Source organism: Massilia aurea (assembly GCF_024753205.1).
Classification (GTDB): domain Bacteria; phylum Pseudomonadota; class Gammaproteobacteria; order Burkholderiales; family Burkholderiaceae_D; genus Telluria; species Telluria aurea.
Genome location: NZ_JANUGZ010000001.1, coordinates 134,102 through 155,924 on the forward strand (window position 1 = coordinate 134,102; position 21,823 = coordinate 155,924).

General features: G+C 65.5%; 19 protein-coding genes. 9 read left to right on the top strand and 10 right to left on the bottom strand.

Annotated features, from left to right (window positions below; translation table 11 throughout):
• Nucleotides 1-289 precede the first annotated feature (289 nt).
• The gene (locus NX775_RS00575) at nt 290-1,498 is read right to left on the bottom strand and encodes a hypothetical protein (RefSeq protein ID WP_258834210.1); all 1,209 of its coding nucleotides are present in this window, start codon (nt 1,496-1,498) and stop codon (nt 290-292) included.
• 142 nt (nt 1,499-1,640) lie between these two features.
• Here NX775_RS00575 and NX775_RS00580 point away from each other — a divergent pair, with 142 nt between their 5' ends.
• Both NX775_RS00580 and NX775_RS00585 read left to right on the top strand, forming a co-directional pair.
• Nucleotides 1,641-2,933, top strand: coding sequence for an NCS2 family permease (locus NX775_RS00580; protein ID WP_258834211.1), 1,293 nt, complete (start codon nt 1,641-1,643; stop codon nt 2,931-2,933).
• Nucleotides 2,934-3,110: 177 nt separating this feature from the next.
• A complete protein-coding gene (locus NX775_RS00585) occupies nt 3,111-3,914 on the top strand; it encodes a DUF481 domain-containing protein (RefSeq protein ID WP_258834212.1) in 804 nt (267 codons plus the stop codon).
• 13 nt (nt 3,915-3,927) lie between these two features.
• Here NX775_RS00585 and NX775_RS00590 read toward each other — a convergent pair whose 3' ends face one another.
• From NX775_RS00590 to NX775_RS00600, 3 genes are read right to left on the bottom strand one after another with little or no spacing between them, the layout of a single operon-like run.
• Nucleotides 3,928-4,404 (bottom strand): GNAT family N-acetyltransferase, encoded by a 477-nt coding sequence (locus tag NX775_RS00590; protein WP_258834213.1) that lies wholly within the window; start codon nt 4,402-4,404, stop codon nt 3,928-3,930.
• Nucleotides 4,401-5,681 carry an MFS transporter gene (locus NX775_RS00595; protein ID WP_258834214.1) on the bottom strand — a complete coding sequence of 427 codons (1,281 nt, stop codon included), beginning with the start codon at nt 5,679-5,681 and terminating at the stop codon, nt 4,401-4,403. The genes NX775_RS00590 and NX775_RS00595 overlap by 4 nt, the downstream gene beginning before the upstream one ends.
• The gene (locus NX775_RS00600) at nt 5,678-5,998 is read right to left on the bottom strand and encodes a thioredoxin family protein (protein ID WP_258834215.1); all 321 of its coding nucleotides are present in this window, start codon (nt 5,996-5,998) and stop codon (nt 5,678-5,680) included. Before NX775_RS00600 ends, NX775_RS00595 begins: the two co-directional genes overlap by 4 nt.
• A gap of 252 nt (nt 5,999-6,250) precedes the next feature.
• Here NX775_RS00600 and NX775_RS00605 point away from each other — a divergent pair, with 252 nt between their 5' ends.
• Both NX775_RS00605 and NX775_RS00610 read left to right on the top strand, forming a co-directional pair.
• Nucleotides 6,251-7,090, top strand: coding sequence for a glucose 1-dehydrogenase (locus NX775_RS00605; protein WP_258834216.1), 840 nt, complete (start codon nt 6,251-6,253; stop codon nt 7,088-7,090).
• Between the two features lie 166 nt (nt 7,091-7,256).
• Complete coding sequence (locus NX775_RS00610) at nt 7,257-9,047, top strand: sensor histidine kinase (protein WP_258834217.1); 1,791 nt, start codon at nt 7,257-7,259, stop codon at nt 9,045-9,047.
• Here NX775_RS00610 and NX775_RS00615 read toward each other — a convergent pair.
• Nucleotides 9,037-9,465 (bottom strand): META domain-containing protein, encoded by a 429-nt coding sequence (locus tag NX775_RS00615; protein WP_258834218.1) that lies wholly within the window; start codon nt 9,463-9,465, stop codon nt 9,037-9,039. The two genes, NX775_RS00610 and NX775_RS00615, sit on opposite strands and share 11 nt — an antisense overlap.
• Before the next feature lie 185 nt (nt 9,466-9,650).
• On the opposite strand from NX775_RS00615, the gene NX775_RS00620 reads away from it, so the two are divergent.
• Nucleotides 9,651-10,220 (top strand): M23 family metallopeptidase, encoded by a 570-nt coding sequence (locus NX775_RS00620; protein WP_258834219.1) that lies wholly within the window; start codon nt 9,651-9,653, stop codon nt 10,218-10,220.
• Here the strand turns inward: NX775_RS00620 and NX775_RS00625 are convergent.
• Both NX775_RS00625 and NX775_RS00630 read right to left on the bottom strand, forming a co-directional pair.
• Nucleotides 10,186-12,663 carry a penicillin-binding protein 1A gene (locus NX775_RS00625; RefSeq protein WP_258834220.1) on the bottom strand — a complete coding sequence of 826 codons (2,478 nt, stop codon included), beginning with the start codon at nt 12,661-12,663 and terminating at the stop codon, nt 10,186-10,188. The two genes, NX775_RS00620 and NX775_RS00625, sit on opposite strands and share 35 nt — an antisense overlap.
• Before the next feature lie 84 nt (nt 12,664-12,747).
• A complete protein-coding gene (locus NX775_RS00630; RefSeq protein WP_258834221.1) occupies nt 12,748-15,534 on the bottom strand; it encodes a bifunctional diguanylate cyclase/phosphodiesterase in 2,787 nt (928 codons plus the stop codon).
• Between the two features lie 116 nt (nt 15,535-15,650).
• On the opposite strand from NX775_RS00630, the gene NX775_RS00635 reads away from it, so the two are divergent.
• The 4 genes from NX775_RS00635 to NX775_RS00650 all read left to right on the top strand — a co-directional run bounded on the left by NX775_RS00635 (nt 15,651) and on the right by NX775_RS00650 (nt 19,483).
• A complete protein-coding gene (locus NX775_RS00635; protein ID WP_258834222.1) occupies nt 15,651-16,151 on the top strand; it encodes a MarR family winged helix-turn-helix transcriptional regulator in 501 nt (166 codons plus the stop codon).
• A gap of 219 nt (nt 16,152-16,370) precedes the next feature.
• The gene (locus NX775_RS00640) at nt 16,371-17,132 is read left to right on the top strand and encodes a ZIP family metal transporter (protein WP_258834223.1); all 762 of its coding nucleotides are present in this window, start codon (nt 16,371-16,373) and stop codon (nt 17,130-17,132) included.
• Between the two features lie 96 nt (nt 17,133-17,228).
• Nucleotides 17,229-18,809: an ATP-binding response regulator gene (locus tag NX775_RS00645; RefSeq protein WP_258834224.1), complete on the top strand. Its 1,581-nt coding sequence runs from the start codon at nt 17,229-17,231 to the stop codon at nt 18,807-18,809.
• A 149-nt stretch (nt 18,810-18,958) separates the two neighbouring features.
• Entirely contained in the window at nt 18,959-19,483 is a 525-nt protein-coding gene (locus tag NX775_RS00650; RefSeq protein WP_258834225.1) for a PEP-CTERM sorting domain-containing protein, read from the top strand.
• A 39-nt stretch (nt 19,484-19,522) separates the two neighbouring features.
• Here the strand turns inward: NX775_RS00650 and NX775_RS00655 are convergent, their stop codons facing one another.
• Genes NX775_RS00655 through NX775_RS00665 form a run of 3 tightly spaced genes read right to left on the bottom strand, consistent with a single transcriptional unit; the run spans nt 19,523 to nt 21,820 of the window.
• Nucleotides 19,523-19,942, bottom strand: a complete 420-nt coding sequence (locus NX775_RS00655; RefSeq protein ID WP_258834226.1) for a c-type cytochrome — start codon at nt 19,940-19,942, stop codon at nt 19,523-19,525.
• A 2-nt stretch (nt 19,943-19,944) separates the two neighbouring features.
• Entirely contained in the window at nt 19,945-20,484 is a 540-nt protein-coding gene (locus tag NX775_RS00660; RefSeq protein ID WP_258834227.1) for a response regulator transcription factor, read from the bottom strand.
• Complete coding sequence (locus NX775_RS00665) at nt 20,471-21,820, bottom strand: ATP-binding protein (RefSeq protein ID WP_258834228.1); 1,350 nt, start codon at nt 21,818-21,820, stop codon at nt 20,471-20,473. The genes NX775_RS00660 and NX775_RS00665 overlap by 14 nt, the downstream gene beginning before the upstream one ends.
• Between the last annotated feature and the right edge of the window lie 3 nt (nt 21,821-21,823).

Consider the following 21,823-nt stretch of genomic DNA (forward strand, 5'->3'; position numbering starts at 1 on the left):
TTTTGATTTGTGCATAGCAATATTTCAGGAAATGTAACAGGACTGTTGATGGTTCTTGTCGCGTCTCATAGGGAGAAGCGGTTTTTGACATGATTTCCTGTCAGTGGCGTCCTACAGCGCGACAAGAAGTTCCACTACGATTACAAGTGAAAAACTTGACGAAACTCACCAAAAGTCACGCCGTAAAATGGGGGATAAAAGCAGGTTGCGCCGCACCACGGGTCGGCAATTCCAGTACCGCCAACGTGTTCAGGCGCGCCAGGCGGCGCACCGTCCAGGGCGGCGACGCTCAGCCCGGGTGATACGGCTCGGCGCCCTCAGCGTGGCCATCGTCGCTGAAGCCTACGGCGATCGACACACCTTCCAGACCAAGCGACAGCAGCGCGTCGCACAGTTCATCGACTTCAAGCACCAGATCGGCGGCCAGGTCGACCGGCTTCTCGACGCTGCCCCACGGCTGGCCACCATCCAGCGCGTACAGGTTCGCGCGCAGCAGGATGTGTTCGCCCATATCGATCGGCGCGACGGCCGCATGCACGGCATCCGGCGCCAGGTCCTTGGCCTGCAGCAGGCCCTTGATGTCGGCCAGCACGCCAAGCGTTGCCAGCTCGGCCACGCCCTGCTCCTTGGCGCCGTAGAACAGGTCCTGGTATAAAAAGTTCAGGTCGAGCCGTGCGGGGTCGGCCGCCAGGCAGCGCGCGACCAATGGCGCCGCCGCCACGGTCCAGTCACGATAGCGGTCCATGCGGGCGGTGAAATAGGCGTCGCTGCCAGCCTCGTCCTTTGGAATCCGGTAGAAGGCATCGTCGCTGCGCTTGAACGAAAAGCCGAGCAGGAAACGCAGCTCGAGCGCCGTTTCGTCCGGCGCGACCGGTTCACCGGTCCAGCCGCGCATGCTTGCTGCGATGGTCGGGGCCGGTTGCAGCTTCTTTTCGGTCAGCGAGGCGGCTGCTTCGCGCAGCATCTCGTGCAGCGTGCCATAGGCGATATGGTCGATCTCGCCCAGGTCGAACGCGTGCTGGAGCAGGATCACGCGCGCATCCGGACTGTCGAGGCCGCCATCCTGGAAGCTGGCCACGAGCGCCTCGAACGCCGCTTCGTCCTGGAACAATTCCTGCGCCACCAATCCGCCCTCGCTGCGCACGAACAGCGGCACCATGAAGGCGTCGATTTCGTGTTCCGGACCGCCTTCGCGCCCCACGCGCAGCGTCGCTGCTTCTTCTTCGATGCACCCGCGCAGTACGCGGCAGGCCAGCGGATCGGTGTAGCGTGCCAGTTCGATCGCCTCGTACAGGACTTCGTCGCGCTTCTTGCGCACGGCCTTGCGCACCGCCAGCACGAGCTGGTCGCGGCGCACGGTGTCGGGTTCGCCCGTTTCCAGGTCTTCGCGCTCGGCGATCTCGAGCGCCAGATCGGCCATTTCCTGGGCCTGGGCATCGGTGTCCGGTTCGCGTGTGTTGTTCGAGGTGCGTGGCACCGGACGCTTGTTTTTTGGCATGTCTGAAATAGGGAATGAGGGTGAAAGAATGATCGTGCCCGCATGGTAACACCCCCGGCATGGACCCTGACAGTCGCCATCCGTCGCCGCTGCGCCGACGCGCAATGCTATGCTTCGCCCTACCGTAATCTGCAGGATCACCATGCTCGACCGTTTCTTCCAACTCAGCGCCAACAACACCACCGTCCGCACCGAACTCATGGCGGGCCTGACCACGTTCCTGACGATGGTCTATATCATTTTTGTCAATCCATCGATCCTGGGCGACGCCGGCATGCCCAAGGCGTCCGTGTTCGTCGCAACCTGCCTGATCGCCGCCGGCGGCACCGCCCTGATGGGCCTGTACGCCAACTACCCGATTGCGATGGCGCCCGGCATGGGCCTGAACGCCTACTTCGCCTACGCCGTCGTGCTCGGCATGGGCATCCCGTGGCAGGCGGCGCTGGGCGCCGTGTTCATCTCCGGGTGCCTGTTCATCCTCGTCACGATGGTCGGGCTGCGGGCGATGATTGTCGACGGCATTCCGCGCTCGATGCGGGTCGGCATCACGGTGGGGCTGGGCATGTTCCTGGCCCTGATCGCCCTCAAGAACGCCGGCATCGTCGTCGCCAGCGACGCCACGCTCGTCAAGGCGGGCGACCTGCACCAGCCGGCAGCGTTGATGGCCGTCTTGGGCTTCTTCGTGATCGTCGCGCTGGACCGGCTGCGGGTACGCGGTGCGATCCTGATCGGCATCGTGCTGGTGACCGTGCTCAGCTTTTTCTTCGGCGGCAATACCTACCAGGGCGTGTTCTCGCTGCCGCCACCCATCTCGCCGACGCTGTTTGCGCTGGATATCCCGGGCGCGCTGGCGGCCGGCATCCTCAATGTCGTGCTGGTGTTCTTTCTGGTCGAGCTGTTCGATGCGACGGGCACCCTGATGGGCGTGGCGCGCCGCGCGGGCCTGCTGGTCGAAGGCAAGATGGAGCGCCTGAACAAAGCGCTGCTGGTCGACAGCGGCGCCATCGTCGCCGGCAGCGTGCTGGGCACCTCGAGCACGACCGCGTACATCGAAAGCGCGGCCGGCGTGCAGGTGGGCGGGCGCACAGGTCTGACGGCGCTGACTGTCGCCGCGCTGTTCCTCGCCTGCCTGTTCATCGCGCCGCTGGCGTCCGTCGTGCCGCCCTACGCGACCGCGCCGGCGCTGCTGTTCGTCGCCTGCCTGATGCTGGCCGACCTGGGCGAAGTCGACTGGAGCGACACCACCGAAAGCATCCCGGCGGCCGTCACCGCCCTGGGCATGCCGTTTACATACTCGATCGCCGAGGGCATTGCATTCGGCTTCATCAGCTATGCCGTGCTCAAGCTCCTGACGGGCCGCGCACGCGACGTAAAACCGGTCGTCTGGGTGATCGCCGCACTGTTCGCGTTCAAGATCGCCTACGTCGGGACGTGAATGCCAGTGCGCGGCGCGATCCGGGTGCCTGGCACGCCGCATCGCGCAGCCTATGCGTTACAATATCGGCCAACTCGCGGCAACCTGTCTGCTGCGCACGATTCATGAACGATTCACGAACGATGGGCCGGTTGCCCTGCGCAGGTCTGGTGCAGTGCGGCCCATGCTTCTCAACGGATGCTGATGAAACTATCCCCGATCCTGGCGCTGCTCGTTGTCAGCGTCCACGGCGCGGCCAATGCGGCCCCCGATCTTCCTCAGGTTGGCGACGTCCATGCGCCGCTCAAAGTCATGATGCCGACCATTCCCGATGGTGGCTGGTTCACCTCGGCCGAGCTCGGTGCGATCAACACGTCCGGCAACACGAGCGGCACGTCAGTGACGGGCAAGATCGACGCCCGCCACGAGACGTCGGACTGGAGCCATGAATTCATTGCCAGCGGCTACTTCAAGGAAGACGAGTACGAGAACGAAGAAGGTGAGCTGCAGCGTACGCGCTCGGCCGAGCGCTGGGCCACGTCGGCCAAGGCCTCCTTCAAGCTGCTGGGCGACGGGCGCCGTGCGTTCATCCTCGGCTCGCATGTGAACGACAAGTTCGGCGCCTACGTGCGCTATTCGTCGCTGTCGGTCGGTTACGGCTCGCGCTGGTACACGGCGCCGGACAAGACGCTCGACGTCGAGATCGGTCCGGGCTACTTCAACGGCAAGCGCGAGACGGACGAAGAAGAAGACGGCCTGACCGTGCGCGGCGCGGCGCAGTTCCGCTGGCAGGTCAGCCCGTCAGCGTACTTTTCGCAGACGCTCGCCGTCGAGAAAGGTACGTCCAATACCCACTCGGTGGCCGAGACATCCCTGTCGACCAAGATCAACGGCAGCATGCAGATGAAGGCGGGCTTCAGCGTCCGCAACGACAGCAGCGTGCCCGAAGACAAGAAGAATACGGATACCCAGACCTCGCTGACGATGGTCTATTCGTTCTAGACGTTCTCGACATTCAGCGCCAGGCCAGCTCCAGCGTCGCGCCGTCGTCCTGCACGATGGCAAAGCCGCACGCCGCGTACAGCGCGCGTGCGGCGGTATTTTCACAGCGCACACGCAGCGCCATCGTGCGCTGCCCCCGGCAGGCGTCCTGCAACGCCCCCAGCACCGTGCGCGCGACACCGTGGCGGCGGACGTGGGGCGCAACCGCCAGGTCGACCACGCGCAGCGTGTCGCTCGCCCAGTCCAGCACCACCCGTCCCAGCGCCTCGTTGCCATCCGTCAGCAGCCACGTCTCGGCAGCGGGATAGCGCTGCGTGTACTCTTCGACCTGCAGTTGCTGCTGGTGCCGCGCAATGCCCTCGATCACGCTGCGCGGCACCGGCAACACGCCCAGGTCGGGCCGCGTCGCCAGGTACAGCGCCGCCAAAAACGACGTGTCGGTTGCGTGCGGCGCACGGCCCGTCAGCGCGCCGAAGCGGCGTACATTCACGCCTTCGCCGTGTGCGGTATCAGGCTACGGGCAAGAATCAGCGCCACCAAGCTGATCAGCGCCGCGCCGCTCAGGTAATAGCCGACATACTCGAGCCCGTAATTCGTCCCCAGCCACAGCGCGATATACGGCGCGACCGACGCGCCCAGGATGCTGGCGAAGTTGAAGGTCAGCGACGCGCCCGTATAGCGCACCTCGGCCGGGAACAGTTCGGCCAGCAGTGTGCCCAACGGACCGTAGGTAAAGCCGACCAGACACATGCCCAGCACCATGAAGGCGCCAACCGACCACGCGCCACCCGCCCCGAACAGTGGCCCATATAGCAGGCCGAAGAGAGCGATCGCGCCGCTGACCAGCATCATCGCCGTGCGCCGCCCGCGCCGGTCGGCCAGCAGCGCCGACAGTGGAATGGTCAGTGCAAAGAACAGCACCGCGAACAGTTGCAGCAACAGGAATTGCTGGCGTGTGTAACCGAGCTGCGCGGTTCCCCAGCTCAGCGCGAACACCGTCATCAGATAGAAGATGACGAAGGTGGCCAGGGCAATGAACGTGCCGAGCACCAGCGCGCGGCGATGGTCGCGCATGACGGCCACGACCGGCACCTTGACCCGCGCCTTGCTGTCCAACACCTTCTGGAAGTCCGGCGTCTCGGTGATTTTCAGGCGAATGTACAGGCCCACGCCCACCAGCACAGCGCTGGCCAGGAATGGAATGCGCCAGCCCCAGGCAAAGAAGTCGGCATCGGTCATCACTTCGCCCAGCAGCAGGAACACGCCGCCCGACAGGAAGAAGCCGATCGGCGCGCCCAGCTGAGGGAACATGCCGTACCAGGCGCGCTTGCCCGGCGGCGCGTTTTCGGTGGCAAGCAGGACCGCCCCGCCCCATTCACCACCCAGGCCCAGACCCTGGCCGAAGCGGCACAGCGCCAGCAGCAGGGGCGCGGCCACGCCGATCTGGGCATAGGTGGGCAAGAGGCCGATCAGGATGGTCGACAGACCCATCGTCAGCAGCGCAGCGACCAGAGTCGCCTTGCGGCCCACGCGGTCACCGAAGTGGCCGAACACGGCCGAACCCACCGGGCGCGCGAAGAACGCAATGGCGAATGTCGCCAGCGACTGCAGCATCGCGGCGCCCGGATCGGCGGTCGGGAAGAACAGCCGCGGAAACACCAGCACGGCAGCCGTCGCGTAGATATAGAAATCGTAGAACTCGATTGTCGTGCCGATCAGGCTGGCAAACAGGACAGTACGGGGCTTGTTGGCCGTGGCGACGCTCATGCAGCCGCCTGCGCCAGCGCTTCAGTCACGGTATCAGCATCGGCCGGGCGCACAACGCGCGCGACTTCCTGGCCATCCTTGAGCACCACCACCGTCGGCCACAGCTTGACGCGGAATGACCGGCCCAGCGGCCGGCCGGGGCCATCCTCGACCTTGACGTGCCTGGCAGCTGGTTGCCCGGCGACGGCCTGGGCGATGGCCGGCGCAGCCGCGCGGCAATAGCCGCACCAGTCGGTGCCGAAGTCGAGGACGAGAATGCCGGGCGCCGAATCGATCTCGGCGCGCTCGGGCTGGTGGGTTGCGTAGGCTGTGGACATGCGGGTCTCCTGGTGTAAGCCGATCTTGGCCGATCTTTGGCCTTGTCAATAGCATAAGCCTACCCGAAAACCCCGTTGCGGCCTATCGTGGTTGCTACTGAAGCATGGTCGTCCCTGGGTGTGTCACCTAACCGACCGCAGCAGATGACACTGTCACCCTGACGTCTCAAGCAGTCAGCTCTCGAGTCAGCTCTAAATACAGTCAGCTCAAGTCGGCTCCCCCTCAGCCCTGAACTCTGAAAGGATCCACCGATGAACATGCCATCCCAACAACAAACACCACCGGGCAGCGAAGCTGCCCTGCATCCCAAAGCCGATCACGGCGAAACATCGTATCGCGGCTCCGGCCGCCTGCAGGACAAGGCCACCGTGATTACCGGCGGCGACAGCGGCATCGGCCGCGCCGTGGCGCTGGCGTACGCGCGCGAAGGCGCCGACGTCCTGATCTCGTACCTGAACGAACACGACGACGCCAAGGAAACGGCGCGCCTGGTCGAAGAAGCCGGTCGCCGCGCGATCCTGGTACCGGGCGACCTGGCCGATCCGGCGCATTGCCGCGCGGTCATCGAGCGCGCCGTGAACGAATTCGGCCGCATCGACGTGCTGGTCAACAATGCCGCCTTCCAGATGAGCCACGAGTCCATCGAAGACATCCCGGACGACGAATGGGACTACACGTTCCAGGTGAATATCACCGCCATGTTCCATCTGTGCAAAGCGGCGGTGAAGCACATGCCGAGTGGCTCGTCGATCATCAACACGACGTCGATCAATTCGGACAAGCCCAAGCCTACGCTGCTCGCCTACGCCACCACCAAGGGCGCGATCGCCAACTTCACTGGCGGCCTGTCGCAGTTGCTGGCGGACAAGGGCATCCGCGTCAACTCGGTCGCACCGGGCCCGATCTGGACCCCGCTGATCCCGTCGACCATGCCGGCAGACGAGGTGGAAAGCTTCGGTGACGAAACACCGATGAAGCGCCCGGGCCAGCCAAAGGAAGTGGCGCCCGTGTTCGTGATGCTGGCCTCGGATGAAGCCAGCTATATCTCCGGCGCGCGGATCGCCGTCACCGGCGGCACGCCGATTCTCTGATCACATTCCGGTGTGCGCGTGCAGGCAGGGCTGGCAAGCCCTGCCTGCACGCGCACGTCACGCAGACCCATCCAACTATTAACTTAAGTACAATACGCGCTTACCCGGCACGGCGCGCAGCATCTGCTGCATTCCGCCTTCTCGTCGCGCCCGTCGCCGCCTATCCATGAAAACCCGCACTTACCTGTTCCTGATGGCAGGGGCGATCTTGTTACCCGTGGCAATCGCCTCATGGATCGGCCTGTCCATGCTGCTTGACTGGGAACGCGAATCGCGCCTGCGCAGCGTGCGCGAGATGGCCCGCGCCACCGCCTTTCAGATCGACCGCGAGATCGCCGCCGCCGAGGCGTCGCTGCGCGCCGTCGCCTATTCGGAAGGCATGCGCCAGCACGACTATGCGCGCCTGCATCGCTGGACCTCGAGCACGAACGCCAACAATGCACAATCCTGGACCGTGGTGTACGACAGCAAAGGGCGCGAGCTGTTCACCACACAAGCGCCGGCCGGCACCAAACTGCTATCGACAACCCGCGACTGGGCGAGCCAGGTGTCACTCGCCGGCGGCACCCTCGTGTCGGGCTACTTCGTCGACGAATATTCGGGACTCCCGACCGTCGCGGTGAGCGTGCCGGCGCCGCTCGAGGATGGCCAGTACAACATCGTCAGCCAGATCTTCGATGTGCGCTTTTTCGAGCGCATCCTGCGCCATGACGCCATCGGCGCCGACTGGAAGGTCGGGATTTTCGATCGCAACGGACTGGCCATCATGCGCAACCGCGGATCGGACACGCTCGGCCAGCCAATGAATGCGGACTTCCTGGCTGCCACGCGCGCCGCGAACCACGGCGTGTTTCGCCACGTGACGCAGGATGGGCGTGATGTCTACGGCGTGTTCACGCGTTCAAAAAGCAGCGACTGGACCATCGTGATCGGCGTGCCGGTAGCGCAGATCGAGGCGGCCGCGCGCACCGCAACCTGGTATGCGGCGCTCGTGCTGGTGCTGCTGCTGGGCCTGGCCGTGGCCATTGTCTTGTACCTCGGGCGGACCCTCGAGCGGGCGCTGAGCCAGGCGGCGGCAGCCGTCACGCTGCTGGCCGACGGCGCCATCGCCCTGCCCGCCCGCACCCGGGTCGAGGAAGTCGATGCGCTGGTCGAAGGCCTGGCCCGCACCAGCGAAGCGCTGTCCAGCGAAAGCCAGGTGCGCAAGTCGCTGCAGGAAGAACGCGAGCAGTTGCTGATCAGCGAGCAGCGCGCGCGCCGCCTGGCCGAAGCCCAGAGCCGGGCCAAGGATGATTTCCTTGCCATGCTGGGTCACGAACTGCGCAACCCGCTGGCGGCGATCTCGGGCGCGATGTCGGTGCTGGACATGCCCAACCTCAAGCCGCAGGTTGCGGCCAATGCGCGCGACATCAGCCGGCGCCAGATGCGCCACCTGACCTGCATCGTGGACGACCTGCTCGACGTGCAGCGCATCCTGTCGGGCAAGATCGTGCTGCACCGCGCCCGCATCGATGTCGCGCAGATCGTGCGCAGCAGCGCCGAAGCCAAGGCGCTGGTCGATGCCGGCGCCCACGCCTGGACCATCGAGACAGAACCGGACGCCTGGGTCGATGGCGACCGCACGCGCCTGGAACAGGTGGTCGACAACCTGCTGCACAACGCCATCAAGTACACGCCGAAAGGCGGCCGTGTCGACGTGCGCGTCTGGCGCGACGGGGATCAGGTAGCAATCAGCGTCAGCGACAGCGGCGTGGGCATTGCGCCCGAGTTGCACCCACTGATCTTCGACGTGCTGGTGCAGGGGCCGACGAGCATCGACCGCGGCCAGGGCGGCCTGGGCCTCGGCCTGGCCCTGGTCAAGCAACTCACCGCCCTGCACGGCGGCACCGTCGCCGTCCACAGCGACGGGCCCGGCAAAGGCAGTTGCTTCGTCGTGCGCGTGCCGGCTACGGCGTAATGCGTTCCCACACATAGACACCGGCGTCGGCCGGTAAACCTGTGTGCAGGCGATTGTCCTGCAGGCGCCAGGTGCGCAGCGCCGGCAGATCCTGCGCCAGGCGCGAACCCACCGCATCGGGCGGACACATCGCGCGCGTCGTCGCCACTGGCCCCAGGGTCAAGGTGCCGCCCGTCGCATCGGTGGCCACGGCCTGCCACGGACCGTTGCCGCGATTGCAATCGAGCTTGACGGCCAGGCGGCCATCCTGGCCGAACGACAGCGTGAAGCCATCCGGCGAACCGGGCCGCAGTGGCTGGCTGCCATCGTCGTTCGCCTGGAACGACGCCAGGCGCCAGCTCGTGCCGGCCAGCGAGGGTGTTGCGACGGCCGTCGCGGGTGCGGTCGAGGGAGAATTTGCAGGTGCAGTTGAAGGCATGCTGGAGCAGGCGCCCAGGGCGAGGCTGATGGACAGGAGACAAAGGCTTGCGCGCATAGTGGTTCTTTCCAGAGATAGTAGGCGCCCAGAATATCGCATCTGCAAAGGATGACCCGCCCTGCAGGCTGGGAATCTGCCAAAGTGTCCCCACCTGATTGATATCACCTTGTCAATACGAGACCACCATGCGAATCTTCCTGCGCGCCCTCGTGGTTGCCGTCATCCTGATCCTGGGCTACGCCCTGCTGCAACCCACCATCGAACGGGCGCTGTACACGATGCGCCTGGCGTCGATGCCCAAACCTGTTGCGCTGCCAGTGCCCGTTGACGGCGTTGCGGTCCGCGCGCTGCGCGACACTTGGGGTGGCGCGCGCAGCGAAGGCCGCAAGCACGAGGGCATCGACATCTTCGCCAGGCGCGGCACGCCGGTGTTGTCGAGCACGGAAGGCATCGTGGCGCAGGTCGGCACCAACCGTCTTGGCGGCCTGGTGGTCTGGGTCACGGGGCCGGGCGGTCAGCGCCATTATTATGCGCACCTGGACCGTTATTCCGACGTCGAGGCCGGCATGCGCATCGAGGCCGGCCGTGTGCTTGGCTACGTCGGTAACACGGGCAATGCGAAAGGCACGCCGCCGCACCTGCACTACGGCATCTACGAGACGGGCGGCGCCATCAACCCGTACCCGTTGCTGCGCGCCGAACCGGCCGCCGAGACGACGGCTAAGGAATCGGCGCCGGCGGCACCTGGCCGCTAGATGCTGGCTGCTGCTCCAGCTGCTGCTGCTGCGGCTCGGTGACCTCGACCGCCTCTTCCTGCTGGATCTGGACCGGCTGCTGCAGGAAATCGAGCTGATCGGCGCGCGATCCCGGCGCCAGTTCGATCGGCGCTTCCTCGAAGATCTCTTCTTCAGGCGCTTCTTCTTCGTAGCGGCGTGGCTCCGGCCGTTTACCACCCGGGAGCAAGGCTGCCGCATCGAGGCGTTTCGAATCGAATGCGCCGCGGAAGAAGTCGCCCACCAGCAGCGCCGCGTTATGGCCGCCTTGCCCCCAATAGGTGCTGCGGATGGCCACGCGGTTGTCGTTGAAGCCCACCCAGGCGCCCGCCACGAGGTTCGGATGCATCATGATGAACCAGCCATCCGTATTGTTCTGTGTGGTGCCGGTCTTGCCGGCGACGTCGCCATAGATACCGAAGCGGCTGCGCACGCCGGCGCCCGTGCCGCGCGTGACGACGCCGCGCAGCATGTCGATCAGCGTCAGGGCCGATTGCTGCGACATGGCGCGCTCCGGTGCGCTGCCGCCGAAATCGGCAATCACGTTGCCGTCGCGGTCTTCGATGCGGCGAACAAAAATCGGCTTGCGGTATTCACCCTGCGCCGCGATGGTCGCATAGCTGCTGACCATTTCCAGCAGCGTCACCGGACTGGTGCCCAGCGCCAGCGCCGGCACGGCCTCGAGCTTGCTCTGGCGGATGCCCAGGCGCTGGGCCAGGTCGATGATTGGCTGCAGGCCCACTTCCTGGCTCACCTGCGCGGTGATCGTATTTTTTGAGAAGATCAGGCCCTCGCGCATCGACATCGCGCGGCCCGTGTTGCCGCTCATGTCGGTCGGTTTCCAGACGCTGCCATTCGCGCCGCGGAAGGACTGCACCACGTCGCGGTACATCTGGTCCTGCGGGATGCCACGTTCGAGCGCGGCGCCGTAGACGATCGGCTTGAAGGTCGAGCCCGGCTGGCGTGCGGCCTGGGCCACGTGGTCGAACTGGTCGCGCTCGAAGTCGCGGCTGCCGACCCAGGCTTTCACCTCGCCGGTGGCCGGATCGATCGCGACAAAGCCCGCTTCCAGGCGCGACTTGGCGCTTTTCAGGTCAGCCATGAAGCTGCGGTCGGCCTTGATGCGCTTGAGCGCATCGGCCGGCGCTTCGCCGCCTTCGACCGCATTGCGGTACGCGCCCGTCTCACGCACGAACGCATCGAGCTCGCGCCCGTGCGTGATCCAGTAGTACGAGAACGGATCGACGTTGCGCCGCATCGACGTGTACATGCCGCCGGACGTCGAGCGCGGGACATTCGGATTGGCCCATTCGACGTCGGCGATGGCCTGCAGCATGTCGGCCTGGCGCTTGACGGCGCGCTCGGCGTCGGCCTGCAGCGCCGTGTCGAGCGTGGTGCGCACGACCAGACCGTCGAGCTGCAGATTGACATCGTTTTCGTCGGCCCAGTCGAGCAGCCACTTGCGCACATAGGCGCTGAAGTGGTTGTCCTTGCCGCTGCGGTCCGGCTGGCGCGCAAAGCGCAGGCGCAGCGGGCGTTTGATCAGCGCCGCATAGCGCCGCTCGTCGAACGCGCCGTGCTTGCGCATCTGGCCCAGCACGACATTGCGGCGCGCCAGCGAGCGCACCGGATTGGCCACCGGGTTGTAGTAATGCGTGCCCTTGAGCATGCCCACCAGCGTGGCCGACTCCAGCACATCGAGTTTGGACGCCGGCTTGTTGAAATAGGTGCGCGCGGCCATTTCGATGCCGTAGGCGTTGTACAGGAACGGCACCGTGTTCAGGTACGCCTCGAGAATCTGCGTCTTGCTGTAGGTGTTCTCGATCTTGATCGCGGTGATCAGTTCTTTCATCTTGCGGTTGATACTGCGCGCCCGGCCAATCTCTTGCGGGAACATATTGCGCGCCAGTTGCTGCGTGATCGTCGAGCCGCCCTGCGGGGTGCCCTTCACGCTCGACCACAGGGCGCCACCCACGCGCCGGAAATCGATGCCGTGGTGGTCGTAGAAGCGATGGTCTTCGGTCGAGATCAGCGCCTTGACGACATGGGGCGAGACCTGCGACAGCTTGACGCGCTCCTGCAGCCCCTGTTCGAAGGTGCCGAGTGACTTGCCGCCCGCATCGAGGATCACGGTCGGGCGCGCCTGGCTCGCCTGTTCCAGGTCGTCGATACCGGGTGTCAGCGGTATCAGCACCAACAGCCAGGCGAAGATCGCCATCAGCCCGGCCGCCATCGTCCACAAGGCGATCAGCGCCAGCTTGACCGGCAGCGGCCGCCCATGCAGGCGCTGCTGCGCGCCGGACCTGAGCGCGCCGGCCCCGGTCCGGGCCCCGGTGAAACCACGCCGGACGAGGCGTTGCAAGCGTTGCTGGAAGGTCGGCGCAGGCGTGCTGCCCGTGTTGTCATCGTTCTGCTGTTGGTCCACGCGCTATCCCTGCCTGCTCAATCTGTCAATTCGGCAAGTATAGCCGACCGGTGGCCTGCACCTGGCGCGCCGTTGCACCAGGCGTCACGCGGTGCTGGTCCTCGGCTCGATGTGGCCGGCGCGCAGCAGCACCTCGATCCGCTCCCCCGTCTGCGGTCGGCTGTAGACGTGGCCCTGCACCGAGTCGCACCCGGCGCCGCGCAGAAAGTCGAGCTGCGCGAGCGTCTCGACGCCTTCGGCAATGACGTGCATGCGCAGGCCGTGGGCCAGCGAGATGATGGCGTCGACCAGCGCCGCGCCGTCGGCGCTGCCCACCATGTCCTGCACAAACGAGCGGTCGATCTTGAGCACGTCCACCGGCAGGCGCTTCAGGTATTGCAGGCTGGAGTAGCCGGTGCCGAAGTCGTCGATCGACAGTTTCACGCCCATGCGCTTGAAGCACGCCATCGTGTGGATCGCCGACTCGATGTCGCCCATCATCATGCTTTCGGTCAGCTCGATCTCGAGCGACGCCGGCGGCAGGCCGGTGTCATGCAGCACGCGCTCGACGCCCTCCAGCAGGCCGGGCTCGGCCAGCTGGCGCGCCGACAGGTTCACGGCGATGCGCAGCGGCCCCAGCCCGCTGCGTTGCCACTGCCGGTTCTGGCGGCACGCCGTCTGCAGCACCCAGGCGCCGATCGGCACGATCAGGCCCGTCTCTTCGGCCAGACCGATGAAACGCTCCGGCTGGATCGTGCCCAGCAGCGGGTGGCGCCAGCGGATCAGCGCCTCGGTACCCACGACGCGGCCGGTGGCCAGGTCGATCTGCGGCTGGAAATGCAGCGTGAACTGTTGCTCGTGCAGCGCGCGCCGCAGCGCGCTTTCCAGCGCCAGCCGGTCGAATGCCTGCGCATTCATGTGCGGCGCGTAGAACTGCACCGCATTGCGCCCGTCCGATTTGGCGCGGTACATCGCGATTTCGGCATGCTTGACCAGTGTGTCGGCGTCGGCCCCGTCGGCCGGCCAGGCCGCCACGCCGGCGCTGCAGCCAAGCACCAGGTGCTGGCCGGCCAGTTGCAATGGTTCGGCCACGACCTCGCGCACCTGCGCGATGCGGGTGGCAGCCTGGCGTTCGTCGGCGCAGTCGCACAGTACGAGCACGAAGTCGTCGCCGCCGACACGCGCCGCCGTGTCGAGCGGGCGCAGCGTGCGCCGGATGCGCGTGGCCAGCATTCGCAGCATCTCGTCGCCGGCACGCCGGCCCAGCGTGTCGTTGATCAGCTTGAAGTGGTCGACGTCGAGCAGCACGATCCACACCGGGAAATTGCCCGCAGCGGCGATCGCACGCTCGATGCGGTCGGCCAGGAGCGCGCGATTGGCCAGGCCCGTGAGCGTGTCGTAACGGGCGTGGCGCTCGAGTTCCGCCTCGTAGTGCTTGGCGGTGGTGACATCGTAGACGGTCACGACGAACTGGCTCACCTTGCCGTCGGCGCCGCGCACGGGTGCGATGTAGACGTCGGTAATCAGCTCGGCGCCATCGCGCGTGTGCATCGTCACCAGCGCATGGTCTTCGCGCTGCCCGTGCAGCGATGCGCACAGCAAGTGCACCGCCGGCTGGCCGGTGTCCGGGCCGAGGAGCAGCATCAGCGGCTGGCCGGCCAGTTCGTGGGGCGCATGGCCGAAGGTGCGCTCGCAGGCCGGATTGGCGTAGCCGATCGGATAGCCCGGTGCATGCGCATCGACCAGCAGGATCGGATTGGCGCTGGACGCCATCGCCCGTTCGTAGACCCGCAGCGAGCCGGTCGCACGGTTCAGTGCAGCGGTCCGCTGCGCCACCAGCGCCTCGATGCGGCGCGTACGCGCCACGCGCTGCTGTACCAGGGTGGCAGCAAGGCCGCTCAGCACCAGACCAAGCACAAGCGCGACCAGCTCGGCCGTGTGACGCCCGAATGCCGGCGGCTGTTGATCGACGACGACCTGCCACTGGCTGCCGGCGATATCGATGAATTCGACATGGCGCTGCAGGTTCCCGGCGTGCGCGGGGCCATGGCGGTACGCCGTCACCAGCTGCCCGGCTTCGTCCGGCCCCTGCAGCGACAAGCCGAGGGCGGCGTCGTCAAGCAGGCGCACTGCATGCAGGCTGCCGCCCACCAGCAGTGCCACATCGATTACCACCCCGGTGTGACCGACCACCGCCGCGCGGCGCGCAAAGACATCCGCAGGACGCGCATTGCCCCGGTAGACGGGCACAGTGATCAGGATGCCCCGGCGCATGCCGCCGCCCTGCAGCAGCGTGACCAGGGGACTGGCAACGGGCTCGCCGGCATCGATCGCACTCTGGCTGAGGCGGCGCCGGGGTGGATCGGCCCATGCGTCGACCCCAAACGCGATGGCGTTGCCGAGAATGGGCGCAATGAAATCGTTGACCAGATACATGGGCCGCTCGCCGGCGCGCACCAGTGCGGCCTCACCGCCTTGTGCCCGCTCCCGGATCTGGAAATCTGGCCAGAACGCCCGGCGCTGAGCTTCGAACGCCGGGCGCTCGGCGGCGCTGACAAAGCGCTGGAATACGATCGCCTTCAGGTAACCGTGGTTCGCCACGAGCGGCAACGCAAAGGCATCGAACTCTTCGCGCGTGATGTGCTGCGACGCGTGAAACAGCAGATTGGCGGCGCGCGCGGCATCGACGGCTTCAGAGAAAGCGCGCGTGACCGCGGCCACGCGCACGCTGGCGCGCTGCGCGAATTCGGCATCGGCGCGCCTGGATTCCAGCGTGTGCACCAGGCCGCACAGAGCGCCAGTGAGCATCAGCCCGAGCAGACAGGTGGCCACCGCGGCCCTTGACAGGCCGCGTCCGGCAAGACGCCAGCGGCGGACAAATGCACTGTACATACAGAGGATGCTAACGCAGAACGGCGCGTTCGGGCGCAGCGCTGCCAGACCGCGCATGCAGAAGAATCTGCGATGCGATGATGTGTTTTGACAACGCTTGCATTATCATCTCGCGCATGTCGTCCGAACCCCAAGCCCCTCCCCAGCCCTTGCCGCCCGATGCGCCGCCCCAACGCGTGCTGCGTCAATTCCGTATCGTCTTCAATGCGGTCAAGACCCATTTTCGCCAGCTCGAACATGAATCCGGGCTGGGCGGCGCCCAGGTCTGGGCACTGTCGGTGATCGACAGCCAGCCCGGCATCGGCGCAACCAGCCTGAGCCGCGCGCTCGATATTCACCAGTCCACTGCCAGCAATCTGGTACGCGGCCTGGTCGAGCGCGGCTATGTGACTGCAGCGCGCGAAGGCACGGACCGGCGCAGCGTGGCGCTGCGCGTGCTGCCGGCTGGCCAGGAGGTGCTGCGCCGCGCCCCGGCGCCCCTTGCCGGCGTGCTGCCCAATGCACTGGCAACGCTCGACGAATCGACGCTGCTGCGGCTTGAACAGGACTTGGGGACGTTGATCGCGCAACTCAATGCCGATGAGGCGGCAGGCAAGATTCCGCTCGGCCAGTCATAACAGGAACACTCGGGAGACACCGGGGGAAAAAAAAGCCCCCCGACGAATGCGGGGGACGAAAAGAAGCGGCGCTGACCGCCTCTTCGCTGATCGGGGCAAGGTGGTCGGACGACCCACTTGCCACGCCCCTATATTGCCCCAAAAGTATAATCAAGGCAACCTTATTTGTGCCAATGGACACAGGAGGGCGCCGCACACCCGAACACGACAGGAACAGGTATGGAAATCGCAGGATGGTTGCAGGCAGGTGGATGGGGATTGCTGGCAGGCGGCGCCCTGATGCTGGGCGCCGGGATCGGGGTGCGCTATGCCGTGCCCAAGCGTCTGGTCGCGGCCATCATGGCGTTCGGCAGCGGCGTGCTGATTTCGGCGCTGTCGTTCGAATTGATGGATGAAGCGCTCGAGACCGGTGGGCTTGCCTCGACGGCCGCCGGGTTCGTGGTCGGCGCGGGCATCTATACGGGCGCCAACTGGCTGCTGGCGCGCAAGGGCGCCAAGCACCGCAAACGCTCCACACCGCAGGAGGGCGCCGACCCCAAGGCCAAAGCCAGCGGCACGGCCATTGCCATCGGCGCCCTGTTGGACGGGATTCCCGAGTCGATCGTCATCGGCCTGTCGCTGCTGGGCGGCCAGGGCGTCAGCATGGCGATGGTGGCGGCGGTATTCCTGTCGAACCTGCCGGAAGGTTTATCCAGCGCCGCGGGCATGAAGCGCGCCGGCCATTCGACCGGGTACATCCTGGGCATCTGGGCGGCGATTGCCCTCGCCTCGGGCCTGGCGGCGACGATGGGCTTCACGCTGTTTCACCAGTTCCCGCCCGAAATGCTGGCGGCAACTACGGCAGTGGCGGCAGGGGGCGTGCTGGCGATGGTGGTCGATACGATGATCCCCGAGGCTTTTGACGAGACCCATGATTTTGCCGGCCTGATCGTCGCCGCGGGCTTTCTCGCTGCATTTACACTGAGTAAGCTTTCTTCCTGAGATTGCCATGCATTACTGTTTATAATCACTCTTTCAAGCGACGTCCCTTCCCCGGCGTCGCACCCCCGGCGTCGCAATCCCTACTTCATCCTGAATATGCAACCCCAGTTTTCCGGCGGCACCTGGCGTGACGGCGCGGCGCCGCTCGCACTGCGCTATCTGTTCGCGCTGTTCCTATTCGTCGTGGCGCTGGCAGCCCGCTTCATGCTCGTGGACATCCTGCCGGCGCGCGGTTTCCCGTTTCTGTCGTTCTTCCCTGCGGTACTGCTGGCGGCCTACCTGGCCGGTCTCGGGCCAGGCCTGCTGACCGCGTTCCTGAGTACCTGGGCGGCCTGGGCATTCTTCATGGGCCCGCGCCTGGCGCCGGCCGCCATGGCGCACAGCGACCTGATCGCGCTGGTCTTTTTCGCGTCGATCCTGGTCGTCGACTGCCTCGTCATCGAGCGCATGAATCTGGCCATGCGCAAGCTGCGCACGACCGGCACCCGGCTGCGCGAGAGCGAAGATGCGCTGGTGGCGCGCCAGGCCGAGCTGAGCGAAGCGAACCGGCAAAAAGACGTCTTCATCGCAATGCTGGCGCACGAGCTGCGCAATCCGCTGGCGCCGATCCTGTCGGCGGCACAACTGATCGCCATGCGTGCAGGCAACGATGAACCCTTGGCCCGCGCTGCGGCCATCATCACGCGCCAGGGACTGCAACTGACGCGGCTGGTCGACGACCTGCTCGACGCGTCACGTATCCACTCGGCCAAGCTGACACTGCAGGTCGCGCCGGCCGACCTGCGTGACGTGATCGCCAGCGCGCTGGAAACGAGCGCACCGATGATCGAACAATCGGCCGCCAACTTCCAGCTGACGTTGCCGCCGCAACCGATTCCCGTGGACGTCGACAGCACGCGCATCGCCCAGTGCGTGTCGAACCTGCTGCACAATGCCTTCAAGTTCTCGGCCAATCAGGGCGACATCCATCTGCACATCAGCACCGGAGCGGACGGCATGGCCCGCATCCGGGTCACGGATACGGGCCGCGGTATTTCGCCGGACATGCTCCCCCGCCTGTTCGACATGTTTACGCAGGAAGGCCGCAGCGGCAGCGATGGCAACAGCGGCCTGGGCATCGGCCTGGCGCTGACGCGTGATCTGGTCCTGCGCCACGGCGGCACGCTCACCGCGCACAGCGACGGCCATGGCCGTGGTGCGTCATTCGAGATCGCCCTGCCCCTGAGCACCGAAGTACACGCGACGGCCATCGCCGCGCCAATGCCGGCAACCGTCGAAGCGCCCCGGCAGACGCCGTCGGTGCTGGTCGTGGACGACAACGTGGATGCCGCCGAGCTGTTGCAGGCGCTGCTCGCACTGCACGGTTTCGACGTGCACATCGCCCATACCGGCGCCGCCGCCCTGGCTGCGCTGGCCCAGGATCGCTACCGCGTCTTGTTGCTCGATATTGGCTTACCCGACATGTCCGGCTACGAGGTCGCCATCGCTGCACGCGCGCAAGGCTTGCTGGATGACACGACCTTCATTGTCGCGCTGACGGGCTGGAGCGATGCCGAGTCGCGCCAGCGCTCGGTCGATGCGGGTATCGACCATCATCTGAACAAGCCGGTGCAGATGGAAGCGCTCTTGAACCTGTTCGATGCGCCAAGATTGTCGACCAATCTTACAGTTGTATGACACGAATCAAGGTCGATTGATTTAAGTACTTGTTGGTATTGAGGATTTTGAACAGGCACGGTACGTGCTTATAAGATATCGCAACAGCAATGTTCGGATTTCGATGTCACATGAATGTTCATCCATCCCTTAATAGAACGGAGTGCTCTGTGAAACTGATCAAAAGCTTGAGGAATGTCGCCCTTGCCACCATGCTGTTTTCGGCTGGCGTGGCCAATGCAGCCCTGTACCAGTTCCAGCTGACCGGAGATTACACTGCCAGCTGGCAATTGAATTCCACCGTCTCGCCGGATGCTGTCGGCGAAGGTGAAGGCTTTGTGCTGGAAGACGTGTTCGGCAATTTCCCCGGTTCGTTCCTGGACTACGCCGATCTCACCTTCTACAGCGAGGCCATCGGTGGCGGGATGGAGATCCTCGATTACTACGGCGATAACCTGTTGTTGAGTACCGATGGCTTCCAGCTCTACACGGGTTCGGAATTCAGCCCGACCTTCCGCCTGGGAACGTTCGCACTGACCGAATACCTGGGCAGTGGCAGATACTCGCTGACCGTCACGGATCTGGATGCAGTCCCAGAACCACCCGTCGACGTGCCGGAACCAGCCAGCGCTGCACTGCTGCTCGGCGGTCTGGGCGTCCTGCTGGCATCGCGCAAGCGGCGCCAGGCCAAGTAATCATCGTGCGACCGGCAAGGCTGCGCTGAACCAGCCTTGCTATCTTTTCGGCGCTGCCGACGCAGCGACCGCCCCCTGCGTGCGCAAATAGGCCACGATCTCGGCCGCCTGCTTCTCGCTCATGAAGCTGAGAAAGCGCATCTTGTTACCCGGTACGACCTTTTCGCTGTCACGAATGAACGCGACCAGCTTCTGCTCATTCCAGACAAATCCGGCCTGCTTCAAGGCCGGTGAGTAGGCATACGCAGGGGCGCTGCCCGCCTTGCGGCCCACGATCCCGTTCAGTTGCGGCCCGAAGCCATTGCGGGCGCCCGCGCCAACTTCATGACAGTTGGTACAGCGCGCGAACAGCCGGCGGCCGGCATCGACCTGGGCCTGAGCCGGTGCCGGTGCCAGCGCCGCCAGCGCCTCGACGCCCGGGCCAAGCAACAGCGCGACACCAATGATGAGCGCGCGCATGATCACTTCACCCGCTGCTTCTCGAGCTTGCGCGCGAGCGTGCGGCGATGCATGCCCAGCCGGCGCGCAGCCTCGGAAATATTGAAATCGGTCTCGGCCAGCACGGCGTGGATGCGCTCCCACTCCAGCGTCTTGATGGACGTCGAACGGTTGGTCACCTCGATTTCAGCGCTGCCGGCCACGTGCCCGAACGCCGCTTCGATATCGTCGGCATCCGACGGCTTGGCCAGGTACTGGACCGCGCCCAGCTTGATTGCCTCGACCGCCGTGGCGATGCTGGCAAAGCCCGTCAGCACCACGATGAGCATGTCCGGGTCGTGATCATGCAGCAGTTGCACGCAGGCCAGGCCCGAGGTCTGGCCCTTGAGCTTCAGGTCGACCACGGCGTAGCCGGGATTGTGCTGCGCCAGGATGGCAGCAGCTTCATCATGACCGGTTGCGGCCAGCACGCGGTAACCGCGCCGCTCGAACGAACGGCTCAGCGTGCGGGCGAAGGCTTCGTCGTCTTCGATGATGAGCAGCAGCGGCTCAGGGTTCGGCATCGTTCAGTTCCTCTTCCAGTTCAATGGCCGACATCGGCAACCGCAGCCTGACCACGGCGCCGCCCTCCGGCCGGTTGGTCGCCGTCACCGTGCCGCCGAGTTTGCGCACGACGTTCACAGCCAGAAACAACCCCAGACCACCGCCGGGTTTGCCCTTGGTGGACTGGTACGGTTTGCCGAATTGCGCCAGCATGCTGGGCGCAAAGCCGGGACCGCGGTCGAGCACGGACAGCACCAGCGTACGCTCGTCGATGTGCGCATCGAAGCAGACCCAGTCGGGCGAAGCTTCCAGCGCGTTGTCGAGCAGGTTGTCGACCGTCTGGCGCAGCGCCGAGTCGCTTGCCACCGGCCAGTCGTCGGCGATGCGGTTATTGTACGTGAAAGCACGCACCGGGCGGCTGGCCTGCCAGCGTTCGACCAGGCCATCGAGAAAGCCCCGCACCGTTGTGCGTTCGGCCGATTCGCCGCGCGCTTCGCCGGCCGAGAGCAGAATGCCGCTGACGATCGACTTGCAGCGCTTGAGCTGGGTCTGCATCTCGGTCAGTTCGCCCAGTAGCTCGGCGTCGTCGCGAAACGCGGGCATGCGCTTCCAGTCGCCCAGGATCACCGACACGGTCGACAGCGGCGTGCCCAGTTCATGCGCAGCGCCGCTGGCAAGCAGGCCCATGCGCACGATGTGTTCTTCTTCGGCCGCGCTCTGGCGCAGGGCGGCCAGCTGCGTGGCCTTGTCGCGCACATTGTCCGAAATGCGCGAGACGAACAGCACCAGCAGCCCGGCATTGAGCGCGAAACAGACCAGCAAGCCCTGGACATACAGGCTGCCGATGCCGCGCTCATGGTCGAACGGCAGCGCAAGCGGCTCGGCAAACGCCGCCAGCCCTGCCATGCAGGTGATCGTGATGGCGACGATGCTCCAGGTCCACAGTACGTCGAGCAGCACGGCCGAGACGATCACCTGTAGCAGATAGAGGAATGCAAAGGGATTGGTGGTGCCGCCGGACAGGTACAGCAGCACGGTCAGGCTCGAGACATCGACCAGGATGGCCATGAACATCTCGCCGTTCGAGACCGGCCGGCGTTCGTGCCAGCGCAGGTGGCTGGCGATATTGAAGGCGATCAGGCACGAGAGCACCTGCAGCATGTGCACCAGCGGCAGCGCGATCCCGAACAGCAGGATCGCGAGCGCGATGGTGGTGACCTGGCCGATGACGGCGATCCAGCGCAGCTCGATCAGCTGCAGCATGTTCTTGTGGCCGGCGGCGAATTCCACGTTCGCAGCCGCCGCCGACGGCGACGTGCGCGCCGCCCGGGCGAAGAAATCCAGCGGAGATTGCATCGA

Excerpts from the sequence above, each read along its gene's own strand:
- NX775_RS00635 (WP_258834222.1), top strand. The coding sequence starts at position 15,651 with ATGTCGTCCGAACCCCAAGCCCCTCCCCAGCCCTTGCCGCCCGATGCG.
- NX775_RS00600 (WP_258834215.1), bottom strand. The coding sequence starts at position 5,998 with ATGTCCACAGCCTACGCAACCCACCAGCCCGAGCGCGCCGAGATCGAT.
- NX775_RS00640 (WP_258834223.1), top strand. The coding sequence starts at position 16,371 with ATGGAAATCGCAGGATGGTTGCAGGCAGGTGGATGGGGATTGCTGGCA.
- NX775_RS00620 (WP_258834219.1), top strand. The coding sequence starts at position 9,651 with ATGCGAATCTTCCTGCGCGCCCTCGTGGTTGCCGTCATCCTGATCCTG.
- NX775_RS00615 (WP_258834218.1), bottom strand. The coding sequence starts at position 9,465 with ATGCCTTCAACTGCACCTGCAAATTCTCCCTCGACCGCACCCGCGACG.
- NX775_RS00660 (WP_258834227.1), bottom strand. The coding sequence starts at position 20,484 with ATGCCGAACCCTGAGCCGCTGCTGCTCATCATCGAAGACGACGAAGCC.
- NX775_RS00665 (WP_258834228.1), bottom strand. The coding sequence starts at position 21,820 with ATGCAATCTCCGCTGGATTTCTTCGCCCGGGCGGCGCGCACGTCGCCG.
- NX775_RS00575 (WP_258834210.1), bottom strand. The coding sequence starts at position 1,498 with ATGCCAAAAAACAAGCGTCCGGTGCCACGCACCTCGAACAACACACGC.
- NX775_RS00655 (WP_258834226.1), bottom strand. The coding sequence starts at position 19,942 with ATGCGCGCGCTCATCATTGGTGTCGCGCTGTTGCTTGGCCCGGGCGTC.
- NX775_RS00595 (WP_258834214.1), bottom strand. The coding sequence starts at position 5,681 with ATGAGCGTCGCCACGGCCAACAAGCCCCGTACTGTCCTGTTTGCCAGC.
- NX775_RS00580 (WP_258834211.1), top strand. The coding sequence starts at position 1,641 with ATGCTCGACCGTTTCTTCCAACTCAGCGCCAACAACACCACCGTCCGC.
- NX775_RS00630 (WP_258834221.1), bottom strand. The coding sequence starts at position 15,534 with ATGTACAGTGCATTTGTCCGCCGCTGGCGTCTTGCCGGACGCGGCCTG.
- NX775_RS00605 (WP_258834216.1), top strand. The coding sequence starts at position 6,251 with ATGAACATGCCATCCCAACAACAAACACCACCGGGCAGCGAAGCTGCC.
- NX775_RS00610 (WP_258834217.1), top strand. The coding sequence starts at position 7,257 with ATGAAAACCCGCACTTACCTGTTCCTGATGGCAGGGGCGATCTTGTTA.
- NX775_RS00645 (WP_258834224.1), top strand. The coding sequence starts at position 17,229 with ATGCAACCCCAGTTTTCCGGCGGCACCTGGCGTGACGGCGCGGCGCCG.
- NX775_RS00585 (WP_258834212.1), top strand. The coding sequence starts at position 3,111 with ATGCTGATGAAACTATCCCCGATCCTGGCGCTGCTCGTTGTCAGCGTC.